This is a genomic window from Streptomyces sp. NPDC040589 (assembly GCF_055594445.1).
On the sequence record NZ_JBVIWP010000002.1, the window covers coordinates 1,177,653 to 1,198,951 of the forward strand.

Consider the following 21,299-nt stretch of genomic DNA (forward strand, 5'->3'; position numbering starts at 1 on the left):
CGGAGAGGAGCGCGCCGTGACCCGACCGCCGACCGCCGCGCAGCGGCGTGTCATCGACGCCGCCGACCCGGTGACCGGGCGGCTCAGGGCTACGGAGGCGCAGCTCGCCGCGCTGGTGAAACGCGGGCTGGCTTTCCGGCACCCCCGGCCGCCGCACGATCACTTTCTGACCCCGGAGGGGCATCGGGTGCGGCAGGGCGTGACGGGGACGCCCGAGCCGGCCGGTGAGGCCCCCGCGTCGACGGGCGTCTTCGCGGCGCGCGTCGGGGGCGAGGAGACGGCGCCGGAAGCCGGGGGGCCGGTCCGGCGCCGTGAGGTGCACAGCGCCTGGCAGGGCCTGCTGGAGCTGCGCCGGATGACCAACCCGGACGGGGCCGTGGACCGGCCGTGCGGCTGGGAGCGTACGCATCTGGCGGAGGCCGCCGCGCTCGCCCTGGAGGCGGCCGGGCACCCTCCGGCCGGGCCGGGGCCGGGCGCCTCGGGGTACCGGGTGCGGACGACTCCGCAGCCGGAGGCCGTGGCCGTGCACGAGCCGGACGGCGAGGCACTGCGCGCCTGCGCGGCGACCCTGGAGGGGGCAGGCTGGCAGGTGAGCGACCACCGCGAACCGCGCGCCGGAACCCGGTATCTCCTGGCTTCGCCGCGCAGAGCGTGATGGGCATGCCAAGATCGGTGGCTCGTTGCGCGATGCATGAGAGTCCGGTGCGAGAGGGGAATGCCGTGAGCGAGCCGTTTTCCGTCCCTGTGACCGTCCGTGGTTACGAGACCGACGTACAGGGTCACCTCAACCAGAGCGTGTACCTGAACTACGCGGAACACGCCCGCTGGTCGCTGCTGCACGCCGCGGGCATCAGCCAGTCCGCACTCACGGGAACCGGCGTGGGCCCGGTGGCCCTGGAGACGACCATCCGCTACAAACGTGAGCTGCTCGCGGGCGACGAGGTCGAGGTGACCTGCGCCTTCGACTGGGGCAGCGGCAAGACGTTCCGTATCGAACAGACCGTCCGCAAGACCGACGGCACGGTGGCCGCCGAGATCACGGCGGTCGGCGGCATCCTGGACCTCAAGGAACGCAGGCTGGTCGCCGACCCCGCGAAGGTCTTCAAGGAACTGGCCACGGATCCGGGCCTGTTCGGCCTCTAGGCGGCCCGGGTCGCGCCGGTGATCTCCTCGCCCGCCTCCATGGGGTGGGTGACGTCCTGCGCGTCCTTGTTGCCCAGGTGGTTGAAGACCAGGTTCAGCAGGACCGCCGCCACACAGCCCGTGGAGATACCCGAGTCCAGGACGATCCGCGCCGTCTCCGGGAAGGCGTGGTAGAACTCCGGCGCCGTGATGGGGATGATGCCGACGGCCAGGGAGACGGCCACGATCAGGACGTTGTTGTCCTTGTCCAGGCCGGCCCTGACCAGGGTCTGGATGCCGCTGGCGGCGACCGAGCCGAACAGCACCACGCCGGCGCCGCCGAGCACCGGGCGCGGTACGACGGCGATCAGCGAGGCGGCCATGGGGCACAGGCCCATCAGCACCAGGAAGCCGCCGCCGGTGGCGACGACGTACCGGCTGCGGATCCTGGTCATGGCGACCAGGCCGATGTTCTGCGCGAAGGCGCTGCACATGAAGCCGTTGAAGAGCGGGCTGACGGCCGAGCCGAGAGTGTCGGCGCGCAGGCCGGCCGCGATGGTCTTCTCGTCGGCCGGGCGGTCGACGATCTCGCCCAACGCCAGCATGTCGGCGGTTGATTCGGTCATCGAGACCACCATCACGACGCAGAGGGAGATGATCGCGGCGGCCTGGAACTGCGGGGCGCCGAAGTGGAACGGGGTCGGGAAGCCGATGACGGCCGCGTCCGCGACCGGACCGAAGTCCGTGGCGCCGAAGGGGATCGCGATCAGCGTGCCCGCGACCAGGCCGAGCAGCACGGCGATCTGCTTGACGAAGCCGGTGGTGAAGCGGCGCAGGAGCAGCACGATCAACAGGGTGACGGCGGCCAGGCCCAGGTTGGTCGCCGAACCGTAGTCGTGCGCCGCCGGGTCGGGTCCCTGGGCCCAGCCGAAGGCGACCGGGAGGAGGGAGACGCCGATGAGGGTGATGACCGTCCCGGTGACCACCGGCGGGAAGAAGCGCACCGCCTTGCTGAAGAAGGGGGCGGCGATGACGCCCAGGAGTCCGGCGACGATGACCGCGCCGAAGATGATCGGCAGGGCGTCGGACTTGTCCTCGGTGGAGGCGACGATCGCGGTCATGGGGGCGACACCGGCGAAGGTGACGCCGTTGACGAAGGGCAGCCGGGCTCCGATCTTCCAGATGCCCAGGGTCTGCAGGAACGTGGCGAGGCCCGCGGTGAACAGGCAGGCGCCGGTGAGGAAGGTCAGATCGGTGGCGGTCAGGCCGATGGCCGCGCCGACGATCAGGGGTGGGGCGACGACTCCGGCGTACATGGCGGCCACGTGCTGGAGGCCGGTCGTCGCCATCTTGAGCGCGGGGAGTTTTTCGTCAACGGGGTGGTCGGCCACGGCGGCGTCCCTCCGGTCGGGTACACGGCCGCGTCCATGGCTGCCGTGGGTGTCAAGGAGGTGGTGCGGGTGGTCGTGCGGGACCGGACATGCGGGTGACGGGGACCGTTCCGGGGCGCACGCATCCGCGCGCCCCGGAGACGGCGCCGTGGTCCCCGCTCGGGTCCACGGCCACCGGCCGGGAGCCGTCCCTCCCGGCCGGAGTCATGGGGTGTTCAGCCCTGCGCGGCGATCCTCGCCAGCCGCTGGGCCTCGTCCCGCGTCGAGCGGGCGATGGCGTCCTCGTCGGCCGTGAGCAGCCGCCCGTCCTCGACGATCTGCCGGCCGTCGACGAAGGAGGCCGTGACCGGTGCCGCCGCGCCGAAGACCAGGGCGGTCACGGGGTCGGCGATGGAGGCATGGGCGACCGTGTCCAGCTTCCACAGGACCAGGTCGGCGAGCTTGCCCGGCTCCAGGGAGCCGGTCTCCGCCGCCCGGCCCAGGACCTGGGCACCGCCGTAGGTGCCCAGGCGCAGGGCCTGACGGGCATTCAGGGCGGCTTCCCTGTGCGGGCCGAGGCGGTTGATGAGGAGGGCGTTGCGCAGCTCGGTGTGGAGTTCGCCGGACTCGTTCGAGGCGGTGCCGTCGACGCCGAGGCCGACCGGGACGCCGGCCGCGAGCATGTCCGGGACACGGGCGATACCGGCCGCGAGGCGGGCGTTGGAGGAGGGGCAGTGCGCGACGCCCGTCCTGGTCCGGGCGAAGGCGGCGATGTCGGAGTCGTTCATGTGGACGCAGTGCGCCATCCACACGTCCTCGCCGAGCCAGCCGGTGGACTCGAAGTAGTCGGTCGGGCCCATGCCGAACAGTTCGTGGCAGAACTTCTCCTCCTCCACGGTCTCCGAGCCGTGGGTGTGGAGCCGTACGCCGAGCCGGCGGGCGAGCTGGGCGCCGTCCCGCAGCAGTGCGGTGGAGACGGAGAAGGGCGAGCAGGGCGCGACGGCGACCTGGGTCATGGCGCCGAAGGAGGAGTCGTGGTGCCGCCGGACGGTCTCCTCGGTCGCGGCCAGCGCGCCGTCCAGGGTCTCGACGGCGAAGTCCGGGGGCAGGCCGCCGTCCTTCTCGCTGCGGTCCATGGAGCCGCGCGCGAGGGTGAAGCGGACGCCCATGTCGCGGGCGGCGCCGATGATCGCGCCGGACAGGTCGCCGGAGCCCCGCGGGAAGACGTAGTGGTGGTCCATGGTGGTGGTGACGCCGCCGCGGGCCATCACCGCGAGCGAGCCCTGGGCCGCCGCGCGCACCATCCGCTCGTCGATGCGCGCCCAGACCGGGTAGAGCGCGACCAGCCAGTCGAAGAGGTTGTGGTCCGTGGCCAGACCCCGGGTGATCCACTGGTAGAAGTGGTGGTGGGTGTTGACCAGGCCGGGGGTCACCAGGTGACCGGAGGCGTCGATACGGCGTACGACGTTCTCCAGGCCCTCGGGGGCCGTGCCCGCGCCGAGCGACTCGATGCGGTTGCCGGCGAGGACGACGTACCCGGAGGCGTACTCGGTGTCGTTCGCGTCGACGGTCGCGATCGCGCAGTTCTCGATGACGATGCGCCGGTCTGCTGCCATGGTTCGTCCTTTGCGCTGTTGTGGAGTGGGCACGGCAGGACCCCGGAAGTTTGAGTGCCGTGGCCGGAGAGACGGGTTCCCGGCCACGGGTGCCGAAAGAGGGAACGTCAGAGATTGGTGAGGTCCACGGGGATGCGCGCCTCGCAGCCGTCCCGCAGGATCGTCGCCTCGATCAGGCCGTAGGGACGGTCGGCGGCGAAGTACACCTCGTTGTCGTTCTTCAGCCCGAACGGCTCCAGGTCGACCAGGAAGTGGTGCTTGTTCGGCAGGGAGAAGCGGACCTCGTCGATCTCGCCGCGGTTCTCGATGATCCGCGACCCCATCTGGTACAGGGTCTGCTGGAGCGACAGCGAGTACGTCTCGGCGAAGGCCTGGAGCATGTGCTTCCTGGTCTGCTCGTAGGACTTCTCCCAGTGGGGCATGCGCTGGTCGTCGTCGGTCCAGTTGAAGCGCCAGCGGCCGGAGACCTGGGTGGCCAGGATGCGGTCGTAGGCCTCCTTCAGCGTCGTGTACTTGTCCTTGACGTAGCCCCAGAACTCGGAGTTGGTCGAGTTCATCACGACGAGGTCCTTCAGACCGGAGATCACCTCCCACGACGAGCCGTCGTACGTGATCTGCGTGAGCCGTGTCTCCTGGCCCTTGCGGACGAAGGAGTGCTTGACCTCGTCGGCGCCGATGAACCGCGAGTTGGCGTCGGCGGCCTCGATCCGCTCCCAGGCGTACTCCTCGATGCGGATCCGGGCCGTCTTGATCGGCTCCTGCGAGGTCACGAAGTGCCGGGCGAGGTGGATGCCGAACTGCTCGGCCGACTCTATGCCGTGCTCCTTGGCGAACGCGTACACCGTGTTCTTGGTGGTGTCGGTCGGCAGGACGTTGGCGTTCGAGCCGGAGTAGTGGACCTCCTCCATGTCGCCGCTGAGCGACACGGACACGTTCAGATCCTTGATGTGGTGGGTGGCGCCGTCCCGCGTGATCTTTACGACTCGGTTCTCGGCCTTGCCGTACTGGTTCTGTCCCAGGATCGTGGGCATCTCTAGCTAGCTCCCTCGGTATACGGAGTAGCCGAACGGGTTGAGCAGCAGCGGTACGTGGTAGTGCTCGCCCGGTACGACGGCGAACGTGATCGCCACCTCCGGGAAGAACACACCGGCGCCGCTGTCCCGATTCGCGGGGGCGTCCTGCTGCGCATCGGCTTGCTTCTTCGCGACGTTCGCGAACTTCTCGAAGTACGGCTCCACCGCGAAGTCGAGCCGTACGTGGGTGGTCCCCTCCGGCAGAGCCGGGAGGTCCTTGCACCGGCCGTCCGCGTCGGTCGCGGAGCCGCCGAGCGCCTGCCAGTCCGCCTCACGCCCCGAGCGGGCGGACAGGCGGACGGCGACGCCCCCGGCGGGGCGGCCGACGCTGGTGTCCAGGATGTGGGTGGACACGGACGCGGTGGCGGAGGTGCTCATGCTGCTGTCAGTCCTCTTCGACGAGTCGGGCCAGACGGATGCGGTTGATCTTCCCCAGTTCGGTGCGGACGATCTCCCGCTCCCGCTCCGGCGGGTTGCCGATCCGTTCCCTGACCGCGTCGCGCATCTGCTCGCCGGTCCGGCCGGTGGCGCAGATCAGGAAGACATGGCCGAACCTCTCCTGGTAGGCGAGGTTCAGTTCGAGCATCTCCGCCCTGAGTGCGTCGGAGGCGCCGGACATGCCGCGCTGCTCCCGGGCCGAGGTGGGGTCGCCGGCCTTGGGGCGGCCGATGGGCGGGTGGCCGGCCATGGCCTCTTCGAGGTCCGTGACCGTCAGTTCCGCCATGGCGGCGTCGCTCGCGGCGTACAGGTCCTCGGGGGTGGCGTAGGGGCGGGCGGCGAGCAGCCGCTTCGCCCACGCCGTGGAGGCGCACGCCTCGTGGAGCGTGGTGAGGGCCGCGTTCTCCTCGACGGTGTTGAACCGGGCCAGGCCCGGCGGCGTGGAAGTGGAAGTCACGGGAGCCTCCGTGGCCGGATACGGCCTTCGTGCTGAACGGGCGTGCCGATAGCTAACGCCCTCCCGCGACGGCACGTCAACAGTTTGTTGAAAATTCGCGACGCCGAAACGGACGGGATACGGAGGCCGGTCAGGCCCCCTTCTCGCGGTTCAGGTAGTTGTAGACGGTGAAGCGGCTGACGCCGAGGGCGCTCGCCACGGTCTCCACCCCGTGCCGCACGGAGAAGGCGCCGCGCGCCTCGAGTATCCGTACGACCTCCTGCTTCGCCTTGCGGTCCAGGTCGGCCAGCGGCCCCTTGCGGCGCTCCATCGCGGCGAGGATGTGATCGAGGGAGTCGGCGAGCTGCGGCAGCCGTACGGCGACGGCGTCACTTCCTTCCCAGGCGAGGACGACGTCGTCGGGGCCGGCCTCGTCCGGCGGGATCATCTCGCCGCCCATGGCGTCGACCAGGGGCTTCACGGCCGCGATGAACGGCTCGTCCCCCGCGCCGCTCACGCCTCACCCTCCTCGGCCACGTTGACCTGGAGCGAGATCCGGGTGGCGCCGGCCTCCAGGGCCTTGCGGAGCAGGGCGTCCACGGCGGTGAGCACCGCGTCGGCGCCACCCTCCGCGGTGTTGCCGAACGGGCCGACGTCCACGGCGTCCAGCTCGGCGGCCTCCACGACCTCGCGGGCCACCAGCGCGTGCGCGGGCGCCTCGTCCAGGTCGAAGGGCTCGGTCGTGAACTCCACTCTCAGTCGCACGCGCTCAACCTAACGCGCGGGACGGACTTTCCGGCAGCCCCTCTTGACAGCCCTCGCGCACCACGGGCAATCTTCCGTTAAGCAGAAACATGATTCCGCAATACGGAATACCTTCTGGAAGATACGTCGGAAGACAAGGAAGGGAGCGCCGACCCGATGGGATTCGCAGACCAGCGCTTCAACGTCAACCTGTCGATCCTCTTCACGGAGCTCCCCCTCCTGGAGCGTCCCGCTGCCGCCGCCGCGGCCGGCTTCACCGCGGTCGAGCTGTGGTGGCCCTGGACCGACTCACCCGTCCCCGAGCGGTCCGAGCTCGACGCCCTGCAGCGGGCGATCGAGGAGGCGGGCGTCCGGCTCACCGGCCTGAACTTCTACGCCGGGCGGCTCCCGGGCCCGGACCGCGGCGCCCTGTCGATCCCCGGCGAGGAGTCGGAGCGGTTCCGCGCCAACATCGACGTGGCCGCCGACTTCGCCGCCTCCCTGGGCTGCACGGCCCTCAACGCCCTGTACGGCAACCGCGTCGAGGGCGTGGACCCGGCCGAGCAGGACGCGCTGGCGCTGGAGAACCTGACCCTCGCAGCCCGGGCCGCGGAACGGATCGGCGCGGTTCTGCTGATCGAGGCGCTGAACCAGCCCGAGTCACCGCTGTACCCGCTTGTGTCCGCCCCGGCGGCCGTGGACGTCGTCGACAAGGTCAACGAGGCGACGGGCCTGGGCAACGCCCGGTTCCTGATGGACCTCTACCACCTGTCCATGAACGGCGAGGACCTCCCGTCGGTGATCGAGCGGTACGCCGCGAAGACCGGTCACGTCCAGATCGCCGACAACCCCGGCCGCGGCGCCCCCGGGACGGGCTCACTCCCCCTCGAAGACCTCCTCGACCAGCTGCGGAAGGCGGGCTACGACGGCTGGGTCGGCCTCGAGTACAAGCCGGGCGACCGCCCGAGCGCCGAGGCCTTCGACTGGCTGCCCCGCTGACCCCCGCACCGAAAGGCACCCCATCATGAGCAGCACACTTCCCAAGGTCGCTTGGATCGGCCTCGGCATCATGGGCTCCCCCATGTCCGAGAACCTGATCAAGGCGGGTTACCAGGTCACCGGCTTCACGCTGGAGCAGGACAAGCTGGACCGCCTCGCGGCGGCGGGCGGCACCGCCGCCCGCTCCATCGCCGAGGCCGTGAAGGACGCCGACGTCGTCATCACGATGGTCCCGGCCTCCCCCCAGGTCGAGGCCATCTCCTACGGGCCGGACGGCATCCTGGAGAACGCGAAGTCCGGCGCCCTGCTGATCGACATGTCCTCGATCACGCCGCAGACCTCGGTCGACCTGGCGAAGGCCGCCAAGGACAAGGGCATCCGCGTCCTGGACGCCCCCGTGTCCGGCGGTGAGGCCGGGGCCATCGAGGCCGTGCTGTCCATCATGGTCGGCGGCGAGCAGAGCGACTTCGACACCGCGAAGCCGATTCTCGAGGCGCTCGGCAAGACCATCGTGCTGTGCGGACCGCACGGCTCCGGCCAGACCGTGAAGGCCGCCAACCAGCTGATCGTCGCCGTGAACATCCAGGCGTGCGCCGAGGCCGTGGTCTTCCTTGAGAAGTCCGGCGTGGACCTGAAGGCGGCCCTGGACGTCCTCAACGGCGGACTCGCCGGCTCGACCGTGCTGACCCGCAAGAAGGACAACTTCCTCGGCCGGGACTTCAAGCCGGGCTTCCGTATCGACCTGCACCACAAGGACATGGGCATCGTCACGGACGCCGCCCGCACCGTCGGCGCGGCCCTGCCCGTCGGCGCCGTGGTCGCCCAGCTCGTCGCGAGCCTGCGCGCGCAGGGCGACGGCGGCCTGGACCACTCGGCGCTGCTGCGGGCCGTGGAGCGGCTGTCCGGCGCGCAGGTCTGACCCCCTCCAGACCCTCGTAGGCCCGGGGGTCCCCCGCACCCCGGGCGGCGCCGCCGCTGACACCTGTCCTGTCGCGCCCAAAGGGGCGGCGCCGCCCGGCCCAGCCATACCCACCACTTCAACAAACTGTTGACGCCCGGTTCGCCCCGACCCTAGGCTCCACGAAGCGGAAACATTTTTCCGCTGCCCTCTCGTATCGGAAGGTCACGATGTCGCAGCGCGTGCTCACCACCGAGTCCGGCGCCCCCGTCGCCGACAACCAGAACTCCGCCACCGCCGGCGCCGGCGGCCCGCTCCTGCTCCAGGACCAGCATCTGCTGGAGAAGCTGGCGCGCTTCAACCGCGAGCGCATCCCGGAGCGTGTGGTGCACGCCCGCGGCTCGGGCGCCTACGGCCACTTCGAAGTGACCGACGACGTCACGGAGTTCACGTACGCCGACTTCCTGAGCACCGTCGGCAGGCGCACCGAGGTGTTCGTGCGCTTCTCCACCGTGGCCGACTCGCTCGGCGGCGCGGACGCGGTGCGCGACCCGCGCGGTTTCGCGGTCAAGTTCTATACGGAGAAGGGCAATTACGACCTCGTCGGGAACAACACCCCGGTGTTCTTCATCAAGGACCCGATCAAGTTCCCGGACTTCATCCACTCGCAGAAGCGCGACCCGTTCACGGGCCGTCAGGAGCCGGACAACGTCTGGGACTTCTGGGCGCACTCCCCCGAGGCCACACACCAGGTGACCTGGCTGATGGGCGACCGCGGCATCCCGGCCTCGTACCGGCACATGAACGGCTACGGCTCGCACACCTACCAGTGGACGAACAGCGCGGGCGAGGCCTTCTTCGTCAAGTACCACTTCAAGACCAACCAGGGCATCCGCTGCCTCAGCGCCGAGCAGGCCGCGGAGACCGCCGGCAGGGACGCGAACTCCCACCAGACGGATCTGCTCCAGGCCGTCGAACGGGGCGTGCGCCCGTCCTGGACCCTCTACGTCCAGCTCATGCCGGCGGCAGAGGCGGACGGCTACCGCTTCAACCCGTTCGACCTGACCAAGGTCTGGCCGCACCAGGACTACCCGCTGCGGCGCGTGGGCCGGCTGGTGCTGGACCGCAACCCGGACAACGTCTTCGCCGAGGTCGAGCAGGCCGCGTTCTCCCCGAACAACTTCGTGCCGGGCATCGGTCCCTCCCCCGACAAGATGCTCCAGGGCCGTCTGTTCGCCTACGCGGACGCCCACCGCTACCGCCTGGGCGTCAACCACACGCAGCTGGCCGTCAACGCGCCCAAGGCCACGACCGCCCGGAACTACGGCCGGGACGGCTTGATGGCGTCCAACGCCCAGGGCCGCGCGGCGAAGAACTACGAGCCGAACTCCTACGACGGCCCGGCCGAGACCGGCCGCCCGCTGTCGGCCCCGCTGGCGGTCGCCGGCCACACGGGCACCCACGCGGCGCCCCCGCACACCAAGGACGACGACTTCTTCCAGGCCGGCGAGCTGTACCGGCTGATGTCCGCTGAGGAGAAGTCACGGCTGATCGCGAACATCGCCGGCGGCCTCTCCCAGGTCTCCCGCGACGACGTGATCGACAAGAACCTCGCGCACTTCCACGCCGCCGACCCCGAGTACGGGCGGCGCGTGGAGGAGGCGGTCCGCGCTCTGCGCGAGGACTGAACTCCCTGACCGCGTCCGACCGCGCGGGGCGACCCGGATGAGGGGTGGTCGCCCCGGGCACGGACGCGGGCAGGGTGTGGACCGCGGCGGCTGCGAGCCAGTGCGGTGGTGAAGGACCGGGAGCGGGCTTCTCGACCCGAGGGAAGACCGTTCCGGGCTCCGTCGCACCCGCCGCGGTCCCAGTACGCCTGCTTGCACCCTCCAGACCCCGTCCGGCGGCGCGAATGTCCTGTCGCGCCCAGCCTCGCGCCGCCGGACGGCTACCAGCCCGTTCAGGGTGCGGAACAGGTGCGTCCGCAGGAGCCTGAAGGCATGGCACATCCCACCGAGCATCCGCATGTCGTGGTCCACTCCCCCGCCCTGGACGGATCCCGCCGGGTCACCCTGGGCGAGGAACCCCTGGGCGTCGCCACCCACGCCGACGACGTCGCCGAGATCCTGCGGCTGGCCGACCTGTACGTCACCGATGTAGCGGAGAGCGACCTCGTCGAGTGGCAGGGCGGCGGCCCGGACGACTGGCCGGGGCTCTCGGAGCACCACGACGCCTGAAGACGCCTACGGCACCGGTCGTAGGCCCCGTACGGAACCCTCAAATGAACCTCTGAACCCGGCCCCGGGGGCTTCAACGGCCCCCGGGGCCGGGCACATTCTCGTCACACGGGGCCCGCCGGCACGGGGGCGGCGGACCCCGTCACGGGGGTGAGGCCATGAGCGACGGTACGGCGGTCCGGCTGGAGCCGCACGAGATCGCACTGCTGGGGGACGGCCCGCGGGCCGCCGTCACCGTCGCCGTGGTGGACCTGTATCTGCGGGGCCTGGCGGAGGCCGACCGGCCGGGGACGATACGGAAGGGCATCGCGGACGTCGTGTCCGCGGAGCGGCCTCCGTCCCCCTTGGCGCAGGCGGTGCACACGTCCCTGCGCGAGCCCGCCGGCCTGCGGACGCTGGTGAAGGACCCTGACATCCGGATCGCGGTGGCGCTGATGCGCGTCCCCCTCGCGGGGGCGGGCCTGCTGCGCTACCCGCTGCTCGGCCCGACGCGCGCCGCCCGCCGCCAGGTGCGGGAGCTGCGGCAGAGCCACCCGCTGCCCGCGAGCCGGCGCGGTCTGAGCGACGACGAGAGGCTGCTGGCCGTCGCACTGCACGGCGAGCCGGCCCTGCACCTGCTGGTGCCGCGCTTCGCCCTGCGGGCGGGGCTGGTCCGCCGGACAGAGGTGGGCGGCAACGGCCTCCTCAAGAACTCCCCGCGCGGCAGGGGCGGCAGGGGCGGGGGTTACCACTACTGCGGCGGAGGCGGGGGCGGATGCGGAGGTGGCGGCAGCTGACCTCGTGCGTGAGTGACATGCGTAAGGGGCGGCCCGTCCCCATGGACGGGCCGCCCCACTGCTCGTACGATCTCCCGCGCGTCAGACCTTCAGCGTCTTGATCGAGGTCGGCGCATGGCCGGGCTCGGTCGCGATCTCCTCGAACTCCACGACGTTGCCGATGTCGTTGGTCGTCGACATGGAGATGTTGGTGACCCGCTCCAGGATCGCCTCGACGACGACCGGGACCCGGTGCTCCGCGGCGAGCTTCTTGGCCTGCTCGAAGGCCGCGCCCAGCTCGGCGGGGTCGGTGACGCGGATCGCCTTGCAGCCGAGGCCCTCGGCGACCTTGACGTGGTCGACGCCGTAGACGCCGAGCTCCGGGGCGTTGATGTTCTCAAACTCCAGGTTGACCTGGAAGTCGATGTCGAACGCCCGCTGTGCCTGGCGGATCAGGCCCAGGTAGGAGTTGTTGACGAGGACATGAACGTACGGGATCTTGTGCTGCGCGCCGACGGCCAGTTCCTCGAGCATGAACTGGAAGTCGTAGTCGCCGGAGAGCGCGACGACGGACGCCTCCGGGTCGGCCTTGGCGACGCCGAGCGCGGCCGGGACGGTCCAGCCGAGCGGGCCGGCCTGGCCGCAGTTGATCCAGTGGCGGGGCCGGTAGACGTGCAGCATCTGCGCGCCGGCGATCTGCGAGAGGCCGATGGTGGAGACGTAGCGGGTCTCCGGGCCGAAGGCCTTGTTCATCTCCTCGTAGACGCGCTGCGGCTTGATCGGGATGTCGTCGAAGTGCGTACGCCGCTGGAGCGTCGCCTTCCTCTCCTGGGCGGAGGCGGCCCACTCGGTGCGGTCGGGCAGCCTGCCCGCCACCTTCAACTCCCTCGCCACCTCGACGAACAGCTCCAGCGCGGCCTTGGCGTCGGAGGCGACGCCGTAGTCCGGGGCGAAGATCTTGCCGATCTGGGTGGGCTCGATGTCGACGTGGACGAACTTGCGCCCGGCCGTGTAGACGTCGAGCTTGCCGGTGTGGCGGTTGGCCCAGCGGTTGCCGATACCGAGGACGAAGTCGGACTCCAGGAAGGTCGCGTTGCCGTAGCGGTGCGAGGTCTGGAGGCCGACCATGCCGGCGTTCAGCTCGTGGTCGTCGGGGAGGATGCCCCAGCCCATGAGGGTGGGGACCACCGGAGTGCCGGTCAACTCGGCGAATTCGACGAGCAGTTCCGCGGCATCGGCGTTGATGACACCGCCGCCGGCGACGATCAGCGGCCGCTCGGACTCGTTGAGGAGCGTGATCGCCTTCTCGATCTGGGCGCGGGTCGCGGCCGGCTTGTAGACCGGGAGCGGCTCGTACGTCTCCGGGTCGAACTCGATCTCCGTTAGCTGCACGTCGATCGGCAGGTCGATGAGGACCGGCCCCGGGCGGCTGGAGCGCATCAGGTGGAAGGCCTGCTGGAAGACGCCGGGGACCTGCGCCGCCTCCAGAACGGTCACGGCCATCTTCGTGACCGGCTTGGCGATCGAGGCGATGTCGACGGCCTGGAAGTCCTCCTTGTGGATCACGGCGGTCGGGGCCTGGCCGGTGATGCACAGGATCGGGATGGAGTCGCCGGTCGCGGAGTACAGCCCCGTGATCATGTCGGTGCCGGCCGGGCCGGAGGTGCCGACGCAGACGCCGATGTTGCCCGGGTGGGTGCGGGTGTAGCCCTCGGCCATGTGCGAGGCGCCCTCGACGTGCCGGGCGAGGGTGTGGGCGATGCCGCCGGAGGCCTTGAGAGCCGCGTAGAAGGGGTTGATCGCCGCGCCCGGGACACCGAACACGTCGGTCACGCCCTCGCGCTTGAGGATCTCAACTGCCGCGCGGGCAGCGGTCATTCGAGCCATCGAGTACTCCTGCTTCGGCTGTCGGATTCGCACTCCCGTCGCGCCCCGCGGTGAGCTCTTCCGTATTGTGGAAAGTTTTTTCTACGATCTGGAATTAATGTAAGTGGGGTGGACGAAGGCCGTCAAGAGATGGCAAGGGGCGGACAGGCAGGGGCCCCGAGGAGCACGATGGATCCGCTGTCCCGACGCGACGCGGTTCTGGAGTGACATGGCCGAGACCGTCCCGGTGCGCTGCCCGGCCTGCCACCGCGAGCACCGCTACACGGCCCCGGTGTACCCCTGCGTGTGCGGCGCGCCGGTCGGCCCGCCCCTGGACCGGCACAGTGCGGCGACGCCCGTCTCGCATCGCGTCTGGCAGGACGACTGGGTGACGGTGCGCTGCGCGTCCTGCGGCCGGAGCGGGGAGTGGCCGCGTCCGGAGCTGGGGTGCGCGTGCGGGGCGGTGCTGCGGGTGCCGGTGGCGGAGGGGCGGGACGGCGCGGCGGACCGGGACACGGCGGCCGACCCTGACACGGCGCCCGGCGACAAGGCCGCCGCCCAGGACGCCGAAGCCGCCCGGAAGGCCACGCCGGATGCACGCGATGCCGCAGCCGCCGCTGCCGTTGCCGGCGCCCGTGCCGCCAGGCCCCCCTTCCGCTCCGTCACCATCCGTACCGCGCTCGACGCCGTCACGGCCACCGCCCTGTATCTGCGCTGGCTCGGCTACCGGGACGTACGCCGGGCGGACCAGCGTCCCCCGTCCGGCATCGGCCTCGCCGCCCGCGGCGTCCTCGCGCAGGTCGACCCGGCCGTGCGCCCGGCGACGCTGCGGGACGTGGAGTGCCTGTGGCTGACAGCCATGACGGAGTCCGTGGACTGCCTCTACTTCTCCCTCGCCGGGTACGCCGACGACGCCCGGGCCCGCGCCGACGCCCTGGCCATCCCCCTGTTCGTCCTCGACCTCACGGGCACACCGCGCCCGGTGAACGCCCCGGCCGACGCACTGGACACCACCGGCAGCGACGACCGAGCGTCCTGACCGCTGAAGAGTCGGTCAGTCACCGCTCGGCTTGCCGAACTCCTCGATCAGCACGGGATACTGCTCCCCACCGTGTCCGGCGGCGATCGAGCGGTCGGCCATCGCCTTGATCAGCTTGGGCAGTTCGGCGTTGACACCCACCGCCTCGCTCTCCTCGATCAGGTGCGCCATGGCCCGCGCGTCGGTCTCCAGGGCCGAGACCTCCGCCGGGAAGGAGCCGCTGTCGATCTGCCGGGCATATCCAGGCAGCCATTCGGCGACTCCTGCCGCTATCCGCCGCGCGAAGGGCGCATACGTCGCGGCGTCGACACCGGCCGTCCTGAGCAGGGCGGTGCCCTGGAGCCAGGCGTTCAGGACGCTCCACATCATGGCCAGGCCCGCCACGTCGTACAGGGACGCCAGGCCGTGGTCAGCACCGAGGTAGGTGACGGTGCCGAGCGCGTCGAGTGTCGACTTGTGTGCCTCGAAGTCCGCCTCCGACCCGCTGTGCAGAATCACCGCCTCGTCGGTGCCGATCGCCGGCGGGACGGCCATGACGGCGCCGTCCAGGTAACGGGCGCCGCGCTGTTCGGCCCATCGGGCGGTCTCCCGGGCCTGGGCCGAGTCGCCCGAGGTCAGGTTGACCAGCGTCGTACCGTCGAGCCCGACATCGCTCGCGCCGAACAGCTCCCGCACGGCCTGGTAGTCGGTGACGCAGATGATCGTCAAAGAACCTGCCTCGAGCGCGTCGCCGACCGTCGGCGCGAGCCGTGCGCCTCCGGCCACCACCGCGTCGGCCTTGGAGGTCGTACGGTTCCACACAGTTGTGGGATGCCCGGCTTTCAGGAATGCGCCGGCGAGTGCCTGGCCCATCAGCCCGAGTCCGATGACTGTCACGGGTGTGTCGGTTGTGTTCATGGCAGCATCGTCAACGTTGATACCGGTGTGAAGGTCAAGCGAGGTTTCGATGCGTATCGGGGAACTGAGTCGCCGGACGGGCGTGAACGCCCATCAGTTGCGCTACTACGAGGCCCAGGGCCTGCTGGAGGCGGACCGCGGCGCGAACGGATATCGCGAGTACGGTGCGAACGCCGTGCTGCGGGTGAAACAGATCCGCCACCTGCTCGGCGCCGGCTTATCGTCCGAGGACATCGCGTATCTGCTGCCCTGTGCGGTCGGGGAGGCCCCGGAGCTGCTCGGCTGTCCCGAACTGCTCGCCGCGATGCGGTCACGGCTGCGGCGACTGGACGACCAGCTGGCCACACTCGCTCGGTCCCGCGACGCTCTTGCCGACTACATCGACGCGGCCGAGCGCTTGGGCAGCCAGACCTGTCCGCCCTTCGACGACGCCGATCCGGAGCCCGTGCCGGCCTGACGAGTTGGTGAACGAATGAGTTACAGGCCTGCCCGCATCCGCCCCGCCACCCCCGCCGAACTCCCCGCCCTCCAGGACATCGAGCGTGCCGCCGGCGCCCCCTTCCGCGACCTCGGCATGCCGGAGATCGCCGACGACGAGCCGCCGGGGCTCGACGTACTGGAGCGCTACCGCCGGGCCGGCCGCTGCTGGGTCGCGGTGGACGAGCGGGACCATCCGGTCGCCTACCTGCTCGCCGAACCCGTAGACGGCGCGCTGCACATCGAGCAGGTCTCGGTCCACCCGCGTGCCGCGCGCCGTGGCGTGGGCCGAGACCTCCTGGCACACGCCGCCGACCGCGCCCGCGAGGAGGGCCTGACCGCCCTGACCCTGACCACCTTCGCGGAGGTCCCGTGGAACGCCCCCTACTACGCCCGCCTCGGCTTTTGCGCCCTGCCCGATCCGGGCCTCACCCCCGGCCTGCGCGCCATCCGCGCGACGGAGGCCGAACACGGCCTGGACCGCTGGCCACGGGTGTGCATGCGCGCACCGCTGTGACCGGCCGGCCCGCACACAATCCGGGTGCGGGCCGGTGCACGCCGCTGCCACGATGCGCCCCATGAGCGACATCGAACCCGCCGCGCTCGCGCTGCGCCGAGCCGAGCCCGCCGACTGGACCGCACTGGCCGAGGCGGACCCGATCGCGGCAGCGGGTGAAGCTGGGCGCCGGGCAAGCATCCGGCGCTGGTGCGACCAGGGCCTCGTCCTGCTCGCCGAGGACCCGCGCGGGCCGGTGGGCTACGGCGTGCTGGAGTACACCTTCTTCGAGCAGGGCTTCCTCACCCTGCTGACGGTCGCACCCGGCGCACGCCGGAAGGGAGTCGCCACGCGGCTCCTCACGGCCGTCGAAGCCGCGTGCACCGCTCCCAAGCTGTTCACCTCGACCAACGTCTCCAACCAGCCCATGCAGCAACTGCTGCTGAGGACCGGCTGGCGACCGGCCGGGCTGGTCCACGGCCTGGACGAGGGCGACCCCGAGCTCTTCTACCTCTGCCCGTCCGAGAACCTCTCCCGCAGCTCCACCTTGCGTACCTTCCCGGACACCGTCATCGGGAAGGAGTCGAGGATCTGAAGCCTGCTCGGGATCTTGTAGTGGGCCAACTGACCCTCGCAGAAGGCCCGTAGGTCCTGCAGCGTCGGCGGGGCGGCCGGGTCGCGGGGGATGACGCAGGCCAGGACCTCCTCGCCGTAGTGGTCGTGCGGGATGCCCACGACCTGGACGTCCTGGATGCCCGGGTGGGCGTAGAGGAACTCCTCGATCTCACGGGGGTAGATGTTCTCCCCGCCCCGGATGATCATGTCCTTGATGCGGCCGACGATCTCGACATAGCCGTCCTCGCGCATCACGGCGAGGTCGCCGGTGTGCATCCAGCGGCCGGCGTCGATGGCCTCGGCGGTCTTCTCCGGCTCGTTCCAGTAGCCGAGCATCACGCTGTAGCCGCGGGTGCACAACTCGCCCGCTGTGCCCCGGGGTTGTGTCACGCCCGTCGCGGGGTCGACGATCTTGACCTCGATGTGCGGCAGGACCCGGCCCACGGTGCCCGTGCGGTGCTCCAGGTCGTCGTCCCTCCGGGTCTGGAGGGACACCGGGGAGGTCTCGGTCATGCCGTAGCAGATGGAGACCTCCGCCATGTGCATCTCGGCGACCACCCGCTTCATCACCTCGACCGGGCAGGGCGAGCCCGCCATGATGCCGGTGCGCAGGGAGGAGAGGTCGTACGCCGCGAAGCCGGGGAGGTTGAGCTCCGCGATGAACATGGTGGGGACGCCGTAGAGGGAGGTGCAGCGCTCCTGCTGGACCGCGTCCAGGGTGGCCTTCGGGTCGAAGGACGGGGCGGGGATGACGATGCAGGCGCCGTGCGAGGTGGCGGCCAGATTGCCCATCACCATGCCGAAGCAGTGGTAGAAGGGGACGGGGACGCACACCCGGTCCTGCTCGCTGTAGGCGATCGACTCGCCGACGAAATACCCGTTGTTGAGGATGTTGTGGTGCGAGAGGGTCGCGCCCTTGGGGAAGCCCGTCGTGCCCGACGTGTACTGGATGTTGATCGGGTCGTCGCAGGACAGCTCCGGATACCGGGACCGGGCGTCCGGGGCGGCCCGTCCCAGCAGCGCCTCCCAGCTCGGGTCACCGACGTACACGACCTCGCGCAACTCGGCGCACCTGTCCCGTACTTGCTCGACCATCGCCCGGTAGTCGCTCGCCTTGTGGCTGACCGAGGCGAACAGCAGGGACACACCGGCCTGGTTGAGGACGTACTCGACCTCGTGGGTGCGGTACGCCGGGTTGATGTTGACCATGATCGCGCCGATGCGGGCGGTGGCGTACTGGACGAGCACCCACTCGGGGCAGTTGACCGCCCAGATGCCCACCCGGTCGCCCTTGGCGACACCGGAGGCATGCAGCGCGGACGCCAACTCGTCCACGGCGGAACCGAATTGCGCGTACGTCCAGCGTCTCCCGGACGGGACGTCGACCAGCGCCTCGCGCTCCGGCCAGGCGGCCACCGCCCGGTCCAGGTTGGCCCCGATCGTGTCGCCGAGCAGAGCCGTCCCGCCGGTTCCATGGCTGTAAGAGATCACCGGAAGTCCTCCTCGCGGTACTCGGCGTCCGAGCCGGCCGCCGTGGCCTCGCGCAGCTCGATGCGGCGGATCTTGCCGGAGACGGTCTTGGGCAGGGCGCCGAACTCCAGGCGGCGGATGCGCTTGTAGGGGGCCAGGGCCTCCCGGGAGTGCTCGAACAGCACCTTCGCGGTGTCGGGGCCGGGCTCCCAGCCCTCCGCCAGGACGACGTACGCCTTCGGCACGGCGAGGCGCAGCTCGTCCGGGGCGGGCACCACCGCCGCCTCCGCCACCGCCTCGTGCTCCAGCAGCGCGCTCTCCAGCTCGAAGGGCGAGATCTTGTAGTCACTCGCCTTGAAGACGTCGTCCGCGCGGCCGACGTAGGTGATGTAGCCGTCCTCGTCCCGCGCGCCGATGTCGCCGGTGCGGTAGTAGCCGCCGGTCATCGACTCCGCCGTCCGGTCCGCGTCGCCGTGGTAGCCGGTCATCAGGCCGACGGGGCGGCCCGACAGGTCGAGGGCGATCTCCCCCTCGCTCGCGCCCGGCGCGCCCGAGACGGGGTCCAGCAGTTCGACGCGGTAGCCGGGGCTCGGCCGGCCCATCGAGCCGGTCTTGAGGGGCTGGCCAGGGCTGTTGGCGACCTGCACGGCCGTCTCGGTCTGGCCGAAGCCGTCCCGGATGGTGACGCCCCAGGACCGGCGGACCTGCTCGATGACCTCCGGGTTGAGCGGCTCACCGGCGGCGACGACCTCGCGCGGCCGGGTGCGCAGCTGGGTCAGGTCGGCCTGGATGAGCATGCGCCAGACCGTGGGCGGGGCGCAGAACGTGGTGACGCCGGCCCGGTCCATCTCGGCCATGAGACGGGCCGCGTCGAAGCGCGTGTAGTTGTACAGGAAGACGGTCGCCTCGGCGTTCCAGGGGGCGAAGAGGTTGGACCAGGCGTGCTTGGCCCAGCCCGGGGAGGAGATGTTCAGATGCACGTCGCCGGGCTTGAGGCCGATCCAGTACATGGTCGACAGATGCCCGATCGGGTACGACGTGTGAGTGTGCTCGACGAGTTTGGGCCGGGCGGTGGTGCCCGAGGTGAAGTAGAGCATCAGCGGGTCGTCGGACCGGGTCGGGGCGTCGGGCGCGAAGTCGGCGGGGGCGCCGTAGGCGTCCTCCAGCGGCAGCCAGCCCTCGGGGGCGGTACCGGCGGCGATGCGCGTGTAGTCGCCGGGGACCTCGGCGAACTTGCCGGTGTCCTCGGAGCGTGCGATGACATGCCGGACCCGGCCGCGGTCGACACGGTCACGCAGGTCGGCGGGGCCGAGCAGCGGCGTGGCCGGGATGACGACCGCGCGCAGCTTCATCGCCGCGAGCGCGGTGATCCACAGTTCGGCCTGGTTGCCGAGCATGACGAGGATCCGGTCCTCGGCGCGCACGCCCCGGCCACGCAGCCAGTTGGCGAACTGCGCCGAGCGCACGGACATCTCCCCGAAGGACAGCCGGGTCTCGCGGCCGTCCTCCTCCACGATGTGCAGGGCGGTGCGGGCGTTGCCGTCCGCGATCTCGTCGAACCAGTCGAGCGCCCAGTTGAAGTACTCGGGACGGGGCCAGCGGAAGCCGTCGTAGGCCGTGGCGTAGTCCTCGCGGTGTTCCAGCAGGAAGTCCCGCGCCTCGCGGAACATCTCCGTCGCCGATGTCATCTGTCCTCCTGAGTACCGGACCATTGCCGGGCGGCTCCGAACCATCGTGTAATCCGTGATGCAGGTCTCACTACCCCCGAACGGGGGGTGCGCCCGCACAGGAGCCGTAGTGAAGGGGCGAACAGGTGACAGCAGACGCGTCCGACGCCGTCGAGATACGGAACGCGCTGCTGCGTCTGCGGCGCGCCACCGGCCTCCCGATCGCCTTCGGCGGGCTGATGGAGGCCGGGCAGCGGATACGCATCAGCGAACTGAGCGGCACGACGACGGACGCCCTGCGGTCGTTCGTGGTGACGTCCGGGAACGGGCTGGGCGGCAAGACGGTGGCGCTCTCCCGGCCGTGCGTGGTGACGGACTACTCGGCGTCGCGGCAGATCAGTCACGAGTACGACGCCCCGGTGGCCGTGGAGGGGCTGCGCTCGGTGCTGGCCGTGCCGGTGGTCGTACGGCACGGGGTGCGCGGGGTGCTGTACGGGGCGCTGCGGACGGCCCTGCCGATGGGCGAGCGGATGCTGGACGCGGCCGTGGAGGCGGCGCGGGACGTGGAGCGGGCCCTGGTCGTGCGGGACGAGGCGCGGACGCTCGCCGCCGGGGGCGGGGCGGGCGCGGGGTGGGAGCAGGTGCGGGAGGCGCACGCGGCGCTGCGGGCGCTGGCCCCGAAGATCGCGGACCCGGGGCTGCGGAATGAGTTGCTGGAGGCGTGTGCGCTGCTGACGGCCGAGTCCGCCTCGCCGGCCCGCCTCCGCCCGGCGCCGCGCGAGGTGGACGTGCTGGCGTGTGTCGCCGCGGGGGCCACGAACGCGGTCGCCGCCGAGCGGCTGGGCGTGACGTCCGAGACCGTCAAGGGATATCTGCGGTCGGCCATGCGGAAGCTGCGGGCCCGGACCCGGGGCGAGGCCGTGGTCGCCGCGCGTCGGGCGGGATGGTTGCCGTAGGTTTGTGATGTTTTCTGATATACCGGTCCGTTCGAAATGCCGAAGGGCTCCCGACGGGGCGCCCACGGCGTCTGCCGCCGCATTCGGGGGCCCAATGAATTCGCCCGTCGGCGTCGGTTGTTATTTCC

At 70.8% G+C, this 21,299-nt stretch carries 23 protein-coding genes; 12 read left to right on the top strand and 11 right to left on the bottom strand.

All coding sequences use genetic code 11. The annotated features are described in order from the left end of the window. Window positions 1–16: 16 nt before the first annotated feature. Window positions 17–655, top strand: coding sequence for a hypothetical protein (locus ACZ58V_RS12295; RefSeq protein WP_471289863.1), 639 nt, complete (start codon window positions 17–19; stop codon window positions 653–655). A 65-nt stretch (window positions 656–720) separates the two neighbouring features. Then, window positions 721–1,143: an acyl-CoA thioesterase gene (locus ACZ58V_RS12300; RefSeq protein ID WP_189721349.1), complete on the top strand. Its 423-nt coding sequence runs from the start codon at window positions 721–723 to the stop codon at window positions 1,141–1,143. On the opposite strand, the gene ACZ58V_RS12305 is transcribed toward ACZ58V_RS12300, so the two are convergent. The 7 genes from ACZ58V_RS12305 to ACZ58V_RS12335 form a co-directional block, all read right to left on the bottom strand. Further along, window positions 1,140–2,513: a nucleobase:cation symporter-2 family protein gene (locus tag ACZ58V_RS12305; protein WP_471289865.1), complete on the bottom strand. Its 1,374-nt coding sequence runs from the start codon at window positions 2,511–2,513 to the stop codon at window positions 1,140–1,142. The genes ACZ58V_RS12300 and ACZ58V_RS12305 overlap by 4 nt on opposite strands. A 215-nt stretch (window positions 2,514–2,728) precedes the next feature. Beyond that, on the bottom strand, window positions 2,729–4,108 hold the full coding sequence (locus tag ACZ58V_RS12310; protein ID WP_471289866.1) for an 8-oxoguanine deaminase: 1,380 nt from the start codon (window positions 4,106–4,108) through the stop codon (window positions 2,729–2,731). 107 nt (window positions 4,109–4,215) lie between these two features. Then, window positions 4,216–5,139 carry a factor-independent urate hydroxylase gene (gene pucL / locus ACZ58V_RS12315; protein ID WP_189721352.1) on the bottom strand — a complete coding sequence of 308 codons (924 nt, stop codon included), beginning with the start codon at window positions 5,137–5,139 and terminating at the stop codon, window positions 4,216–4,218. Between the two features lie 6 nt (window positions 5,140–5,145). Then, entirely contained in the window at window positions 5,146–5,559 is a 414-nt protein-coding gene (uraH, locus tag ACZ58V_RS12320) for a hydroxyisourate hydrolase (protein WP_468183511.1), read from the bottom strand. Window positions 5,560–5,566: 7 nt separating this feature from the next. Beyond that, the gene (uraD, locus tag ACZ58V_RS12325) at window positions 5,567–6,076 is read right to left on the bottom strand and encodes a 2-oxo-4-hydroxy-4-carboxy-5-ureidoimidazoline decarboxylase (RefSeq protein ID WP_471289869.1); all 510 of its coding nucleotides are present in this window, start codon (window positions 6,074–6,076) and stop codon (window positions 5,567–5,569) included. Window positions 6,077–6,206: 130 nt separating this feature from the next. Further along, window positions 6,207–6,572 carry a helix-turn-helix domain-containing protein gene (locus ACZ58V_RS12330; RefSeq protein WP_189721355.1) on the bottom strand — a complete coding sequence of 122 codons (366 nt, stop codon included), beginning with the start codon at window positions 6,570–6,572 and terminating at the stop codon, window positions 6,207–6,209. Continuing rightward, complete coding sequence (locus ACZ58V_RS12335; RefSeq protein WP_184588829.1) at window positions 6,569–6,820, bottom strand: YkoF family thiamine-binding protein; 252 nt, start codon at window positions 6,818–6,820, stop codon at window positions 6,569–6,571. Before ACZ58V_RS12335 ends, ACZ58V_RS12330 begins: the two co-directional genes overlap by 4 nt. Before the next feature lie 156 nt (window positions 6,821–6,976). Here ACZ58V_RS12335 and ACZ58V_RS12340 point away from each other — a divergent pair, with 156 nt between their 5' ends. The 5 genes from ACZ58V_RS12340 (at window position 6,977) to ACZ58V_RS12360 (ending at window position 11,709) form a co-directional block, all read left to right on the top strand. Next, entirely contained in the window at window positions 6,977–7,798 is an 822-nt protein-coding gene (locus ACZ58V_RS12340) for a TIM barrel protein (RefSeq protein WP_468183503.1), read from the top strand. Between the two features lie 25 nt (window positions 7,799–7,823). Continuing rightward, entirely contained in the window at window positions 7,824–8,717 is an 894-nt protein-coding gene (locus ACZ58V_RS12345) for a 2-hydroxy-3-oxopropionate reductase (RefSeq protein WP_468183500.1), read from the top strand. Window positions 8,718–8,926: 209 nt separating this feature from the next. Further along, a complete protein-coding gene (locus ACZ58V_RS12350; protein WP_471289872.1) occupies window positions 8,927–10,384 on the top strand; it encodes a catalase in 1,458 nt (485 codons plus the stop codon). Window positions 10,385–10,696: 312 nt separating this feature from the next. Next, a complete protein-coding gene (locus tag ACZ58V_RS12355; protein WP_189721359.1) occupies window positions 10,697–10,933 on the top strand; it encodes a hypothetical protein in 237 nt (78 codons plus the stop codon). A 158-nt stretch (window positions 10,934–11,091) separates the two neighbouring features. Then, complete coding sequence (locus ACZ58V_RS12360; RefSeq protein WP_471289874.1) at window positions 11,092–11,709, top strand: DUF2207 domain-containing protein; 618 nt, start codon at window positions 11,092–11,094, stop codon at window positions 11,707–11,709. A gap of 81 nt (window positions 11,710–11,790) precedes the next feature. Here ACZ58V_RS12360 and gcl read toward each other — a convergent pair whose 3' ends face one another. Further along, a complete protein-coding gene (gcl, locus tag ACZ58V_RS12365; RefSeq protein ID WP_471289876.1) occupies window positions 11,791–13,575 on the bottom strand; it encodes a glyoxylate carboligase in 1,785 nt (594 codons plus the stop codon). Between the two features lie 208 nt (window positions 13,576–13,783). Here gcl and ACZ58V_RS12370 point away from each other — a divergent pair, with 208 nt between their 5' ends. Beyond that, window positions 13,784–14,593, top strand: a complete 810-nt coding sequence (locus ACZ58V_RS12370; protein WP_471289878.1) for a hypothetical protein — start codon at window positions 13,784–13,786, stop codon at window positions 14,591–14,593. Window positions 14,594–14,608: 15 nt separating this feature from the next. On the opposite strand, the gene ACZ58V_RS12375 is transcribed toward ACZ58V_RS12370, so the two are convergent. Then, window positions 14,609–15,490, bottom strand: coding sequence for an NAD(P)-dependent oxidoreductase (locus tag ACZ58V_RS12375; RefSeq protein ID WP_471289879.1), 882 nt, complete (start codon window positions 15,488–15,490; stop codon window positions 14,609–14,611). A 49-nt stretch (window positions 15,491–15,539) separates the two neighbouring features. On the opposite strand from ACZ58V_RS12375, the gene ACZ58V_RS12380 reads away from it, so the two are divergent. The 3 genes from ACZ58V_RS12380 (at window position 15,540) to ACZ58V_RS12390 (ending at window position 17,058) form a co-directional block, all read left to right on the top strand. Then, entirely contained in the window at window positions 15,540–15,947 is a 408-nt protein-coding gene (locus ACZ58V_RS12380) for a MerR family transcriptional regulator (RefSeq protein WP_468183482.1), read from the top strand. A 15-nt stretch (window positions 15,948–15,962) separates the two neighbouring features. Further along, complete coding sequence (locus ACZ58V_RS12385) at window positions 15,963–16,484, top strand: GNAT family N-acetyltransferase (RefSeq protein WP_468183479.1); 522 nt, start codon at window positions 15,963–15,965, stop codon at window positions 16,482–16,484. A 61-nt stretch (window positions 16,485–16,545) separates the two neighbouring features. Further along, window positions 16,546–17,058, top strand: coding sequence for a GNAT family N-acetyltransferase (locus ACZ58V_RS12390; protein ID WP_471289881.1), 513 nt, complete (start codon window positions 16,546–16,548; stop codon window positions 17,056–17,058). On the opposite strand, the gene ACZ58V_RS12395 is transcribed toward ACZ58V_RS12390, so the two are convergent. Both ACZ58V_RS12395 and ACZ58V_RS12400 read right to left on the bottom strand, forming a co-directional pair. Continuing rightward, window positions 16,971–18,569 (bottom strand): AMP-binding protein, encoded by a 1,599-nt coding sequence (locus tag ACZ58V_RS12395; RefSeq protein ID WP_468183473.1) that lies wholly within the window; start codon window positions 18,567–18,569, stop codon window positions 16,971–16,973. The genes ACZ58V_RS12390 and ACZ58V_RS12395 overlap by 88 nt on opposite strands. Further along, the gene (locus ACZ58V_RS12400; protein ID WP_471289882.1) at window positions 18,566–20,236 is read right to left on the bottom strand and encodes an AMP-binding protein; all 1,671 of its coding nucleotides are present in this window, start codon (window positions 20,234–20,236) and stop codon (window positions 18,566–18,568) included. Before ACZ58V_RS12400 ends, ACZ58V_RS12395 begins: the two co-directional genes overlap by 4 nt. A gap of 125 nt (window positions 20,237–20,361) precedes the next feature. Here ACZ58V_RS12400 and ACZ58V_RS12405 point away from each other — a divergent pair, with 125 nt between their 5' ends. Beyond that, window positions 20,362–21,171, top strand: a complete 810-nt coding sequence (locus ACZ58V_RS12405) for a helix-turn-helix transcriptional regulator (protein WP_468183468.1) — start codon at window positions 20,362–20,364, stop codon at window positions 21,169–21,171. The last annotated feature ends 128 nt before the right edge of the window (window positions 21,172–21,299 follow it).

Excerpts from the sequence above, each read along its gene's own strand:
- ACZ58V_RS12310 (WP_471289866.1), bottom strand. The coding sequence starts at position 4,108 with ATGGCAGCAGACCGGCGCATCGTCATCGAGAACTGCGCGATCGCGACC.
- ACZ58V_RS12370 (WP_471289878.1), top strand. The coding sequence starts at position 13,784 with ATGGCCGAGACCGTCCCGGTGCGCTGCCCGGCCTGCCACCGCGAGCAC.
- ACZ58V_RS12390 (WP_471289881.1), top strand. The coding sequence starts at position 16,546 with ATGAGCGACATCGAACCCGCCGCGCTCGCGCTGCGCCGAGCCGAGCCC.
- ACZ58V_RS12375 (WP_471289879.1), bottom strand. The coding sequence starts at position 15,490 with ATGAACACAACCGACACACCCGTGACAGTCATCGGACTCGGGCTGATG.
- ACZ58V_RS12355 (WP_189721359.1), top strand. The coding sequence starts at position 10,697 with ATGGCACATCCCACCGAGCATCCGCATGTCGTGGTCCACTCCCCCGCC.
- ACZ58V_RS12360 (WP_471289874.1), top strand. The coding sequence starts at position 11,092 with ATGAGCGACGGTACGGCGGTCCGGCTGGAGCCGCACGAGATCGCACTG.
- ACZ58V_RS12350 (WP_471289872.1), top strand. The coding sequence starts at position 8,927 with ATGTCGCAGCGCGTGCTCACCACCGAGTCCGGCGCCCCCGTCGCCGAC.
- ACZ58V_RS12340 (WP_468183503.1), top strand. The coding sequence starts at position 6,977 with ATGGGATTCGCAGACCAGCGCTTCAACGTCAACCTGTCGATCCTCTTC.
- ACZ58V_RS12400 (WP_471289882.1), bottom strand. The coding sequence starts at position 20,236 with ATGACATCGGCGACGGAGATGTTCCGCGAGGCGCGGGACTTCCTGCTG.
- uraH (WP_468183511.1), bottom strand. The coding sequence starts at position 5,559 with ATGAGCACCTCCGCCACCGCGTCCGTGTCCACCCACATCCTGGACACC.
- ACZ58V_RS12385 (WP_468183479.1), top strand. The coding sequence starts at position 15,963 with ATGAGTTACAGGCCTGCCCGCATCCGCCCCGCCACCCCCGCCGAACTC.
- ACZ58V_RS12345 (WP_468183500.1), top strand. The coding sequence starts at position 7,824 with ATGAGCAGCACACTTCCCAAGGTCGCTTGGATCGGCCTCGGCATCATG.
- gcl (WP_471289876.1), bottom strand. The coding sequence starts at position 13,575 with ATGGCTCGAATGACCGCTGCCCGCGCGGCAGTTGAGATCCTCAAGCGC.
- ACZ58V_RS12380 (WP_468183482.1), top strand. The coding sequence starts at position 15,540 with ATGCGTATCGGGGAACTGAGTCGCCGGACGGGCGTGAACGCCCATCAG.
- pucL (WP_189721352.1), bottom strand. The coding sequence starts at position 5,139 with ATGCCCACGATCCTGGGACAGAACCAGTACGGCAAGGCCGAGAACCGA.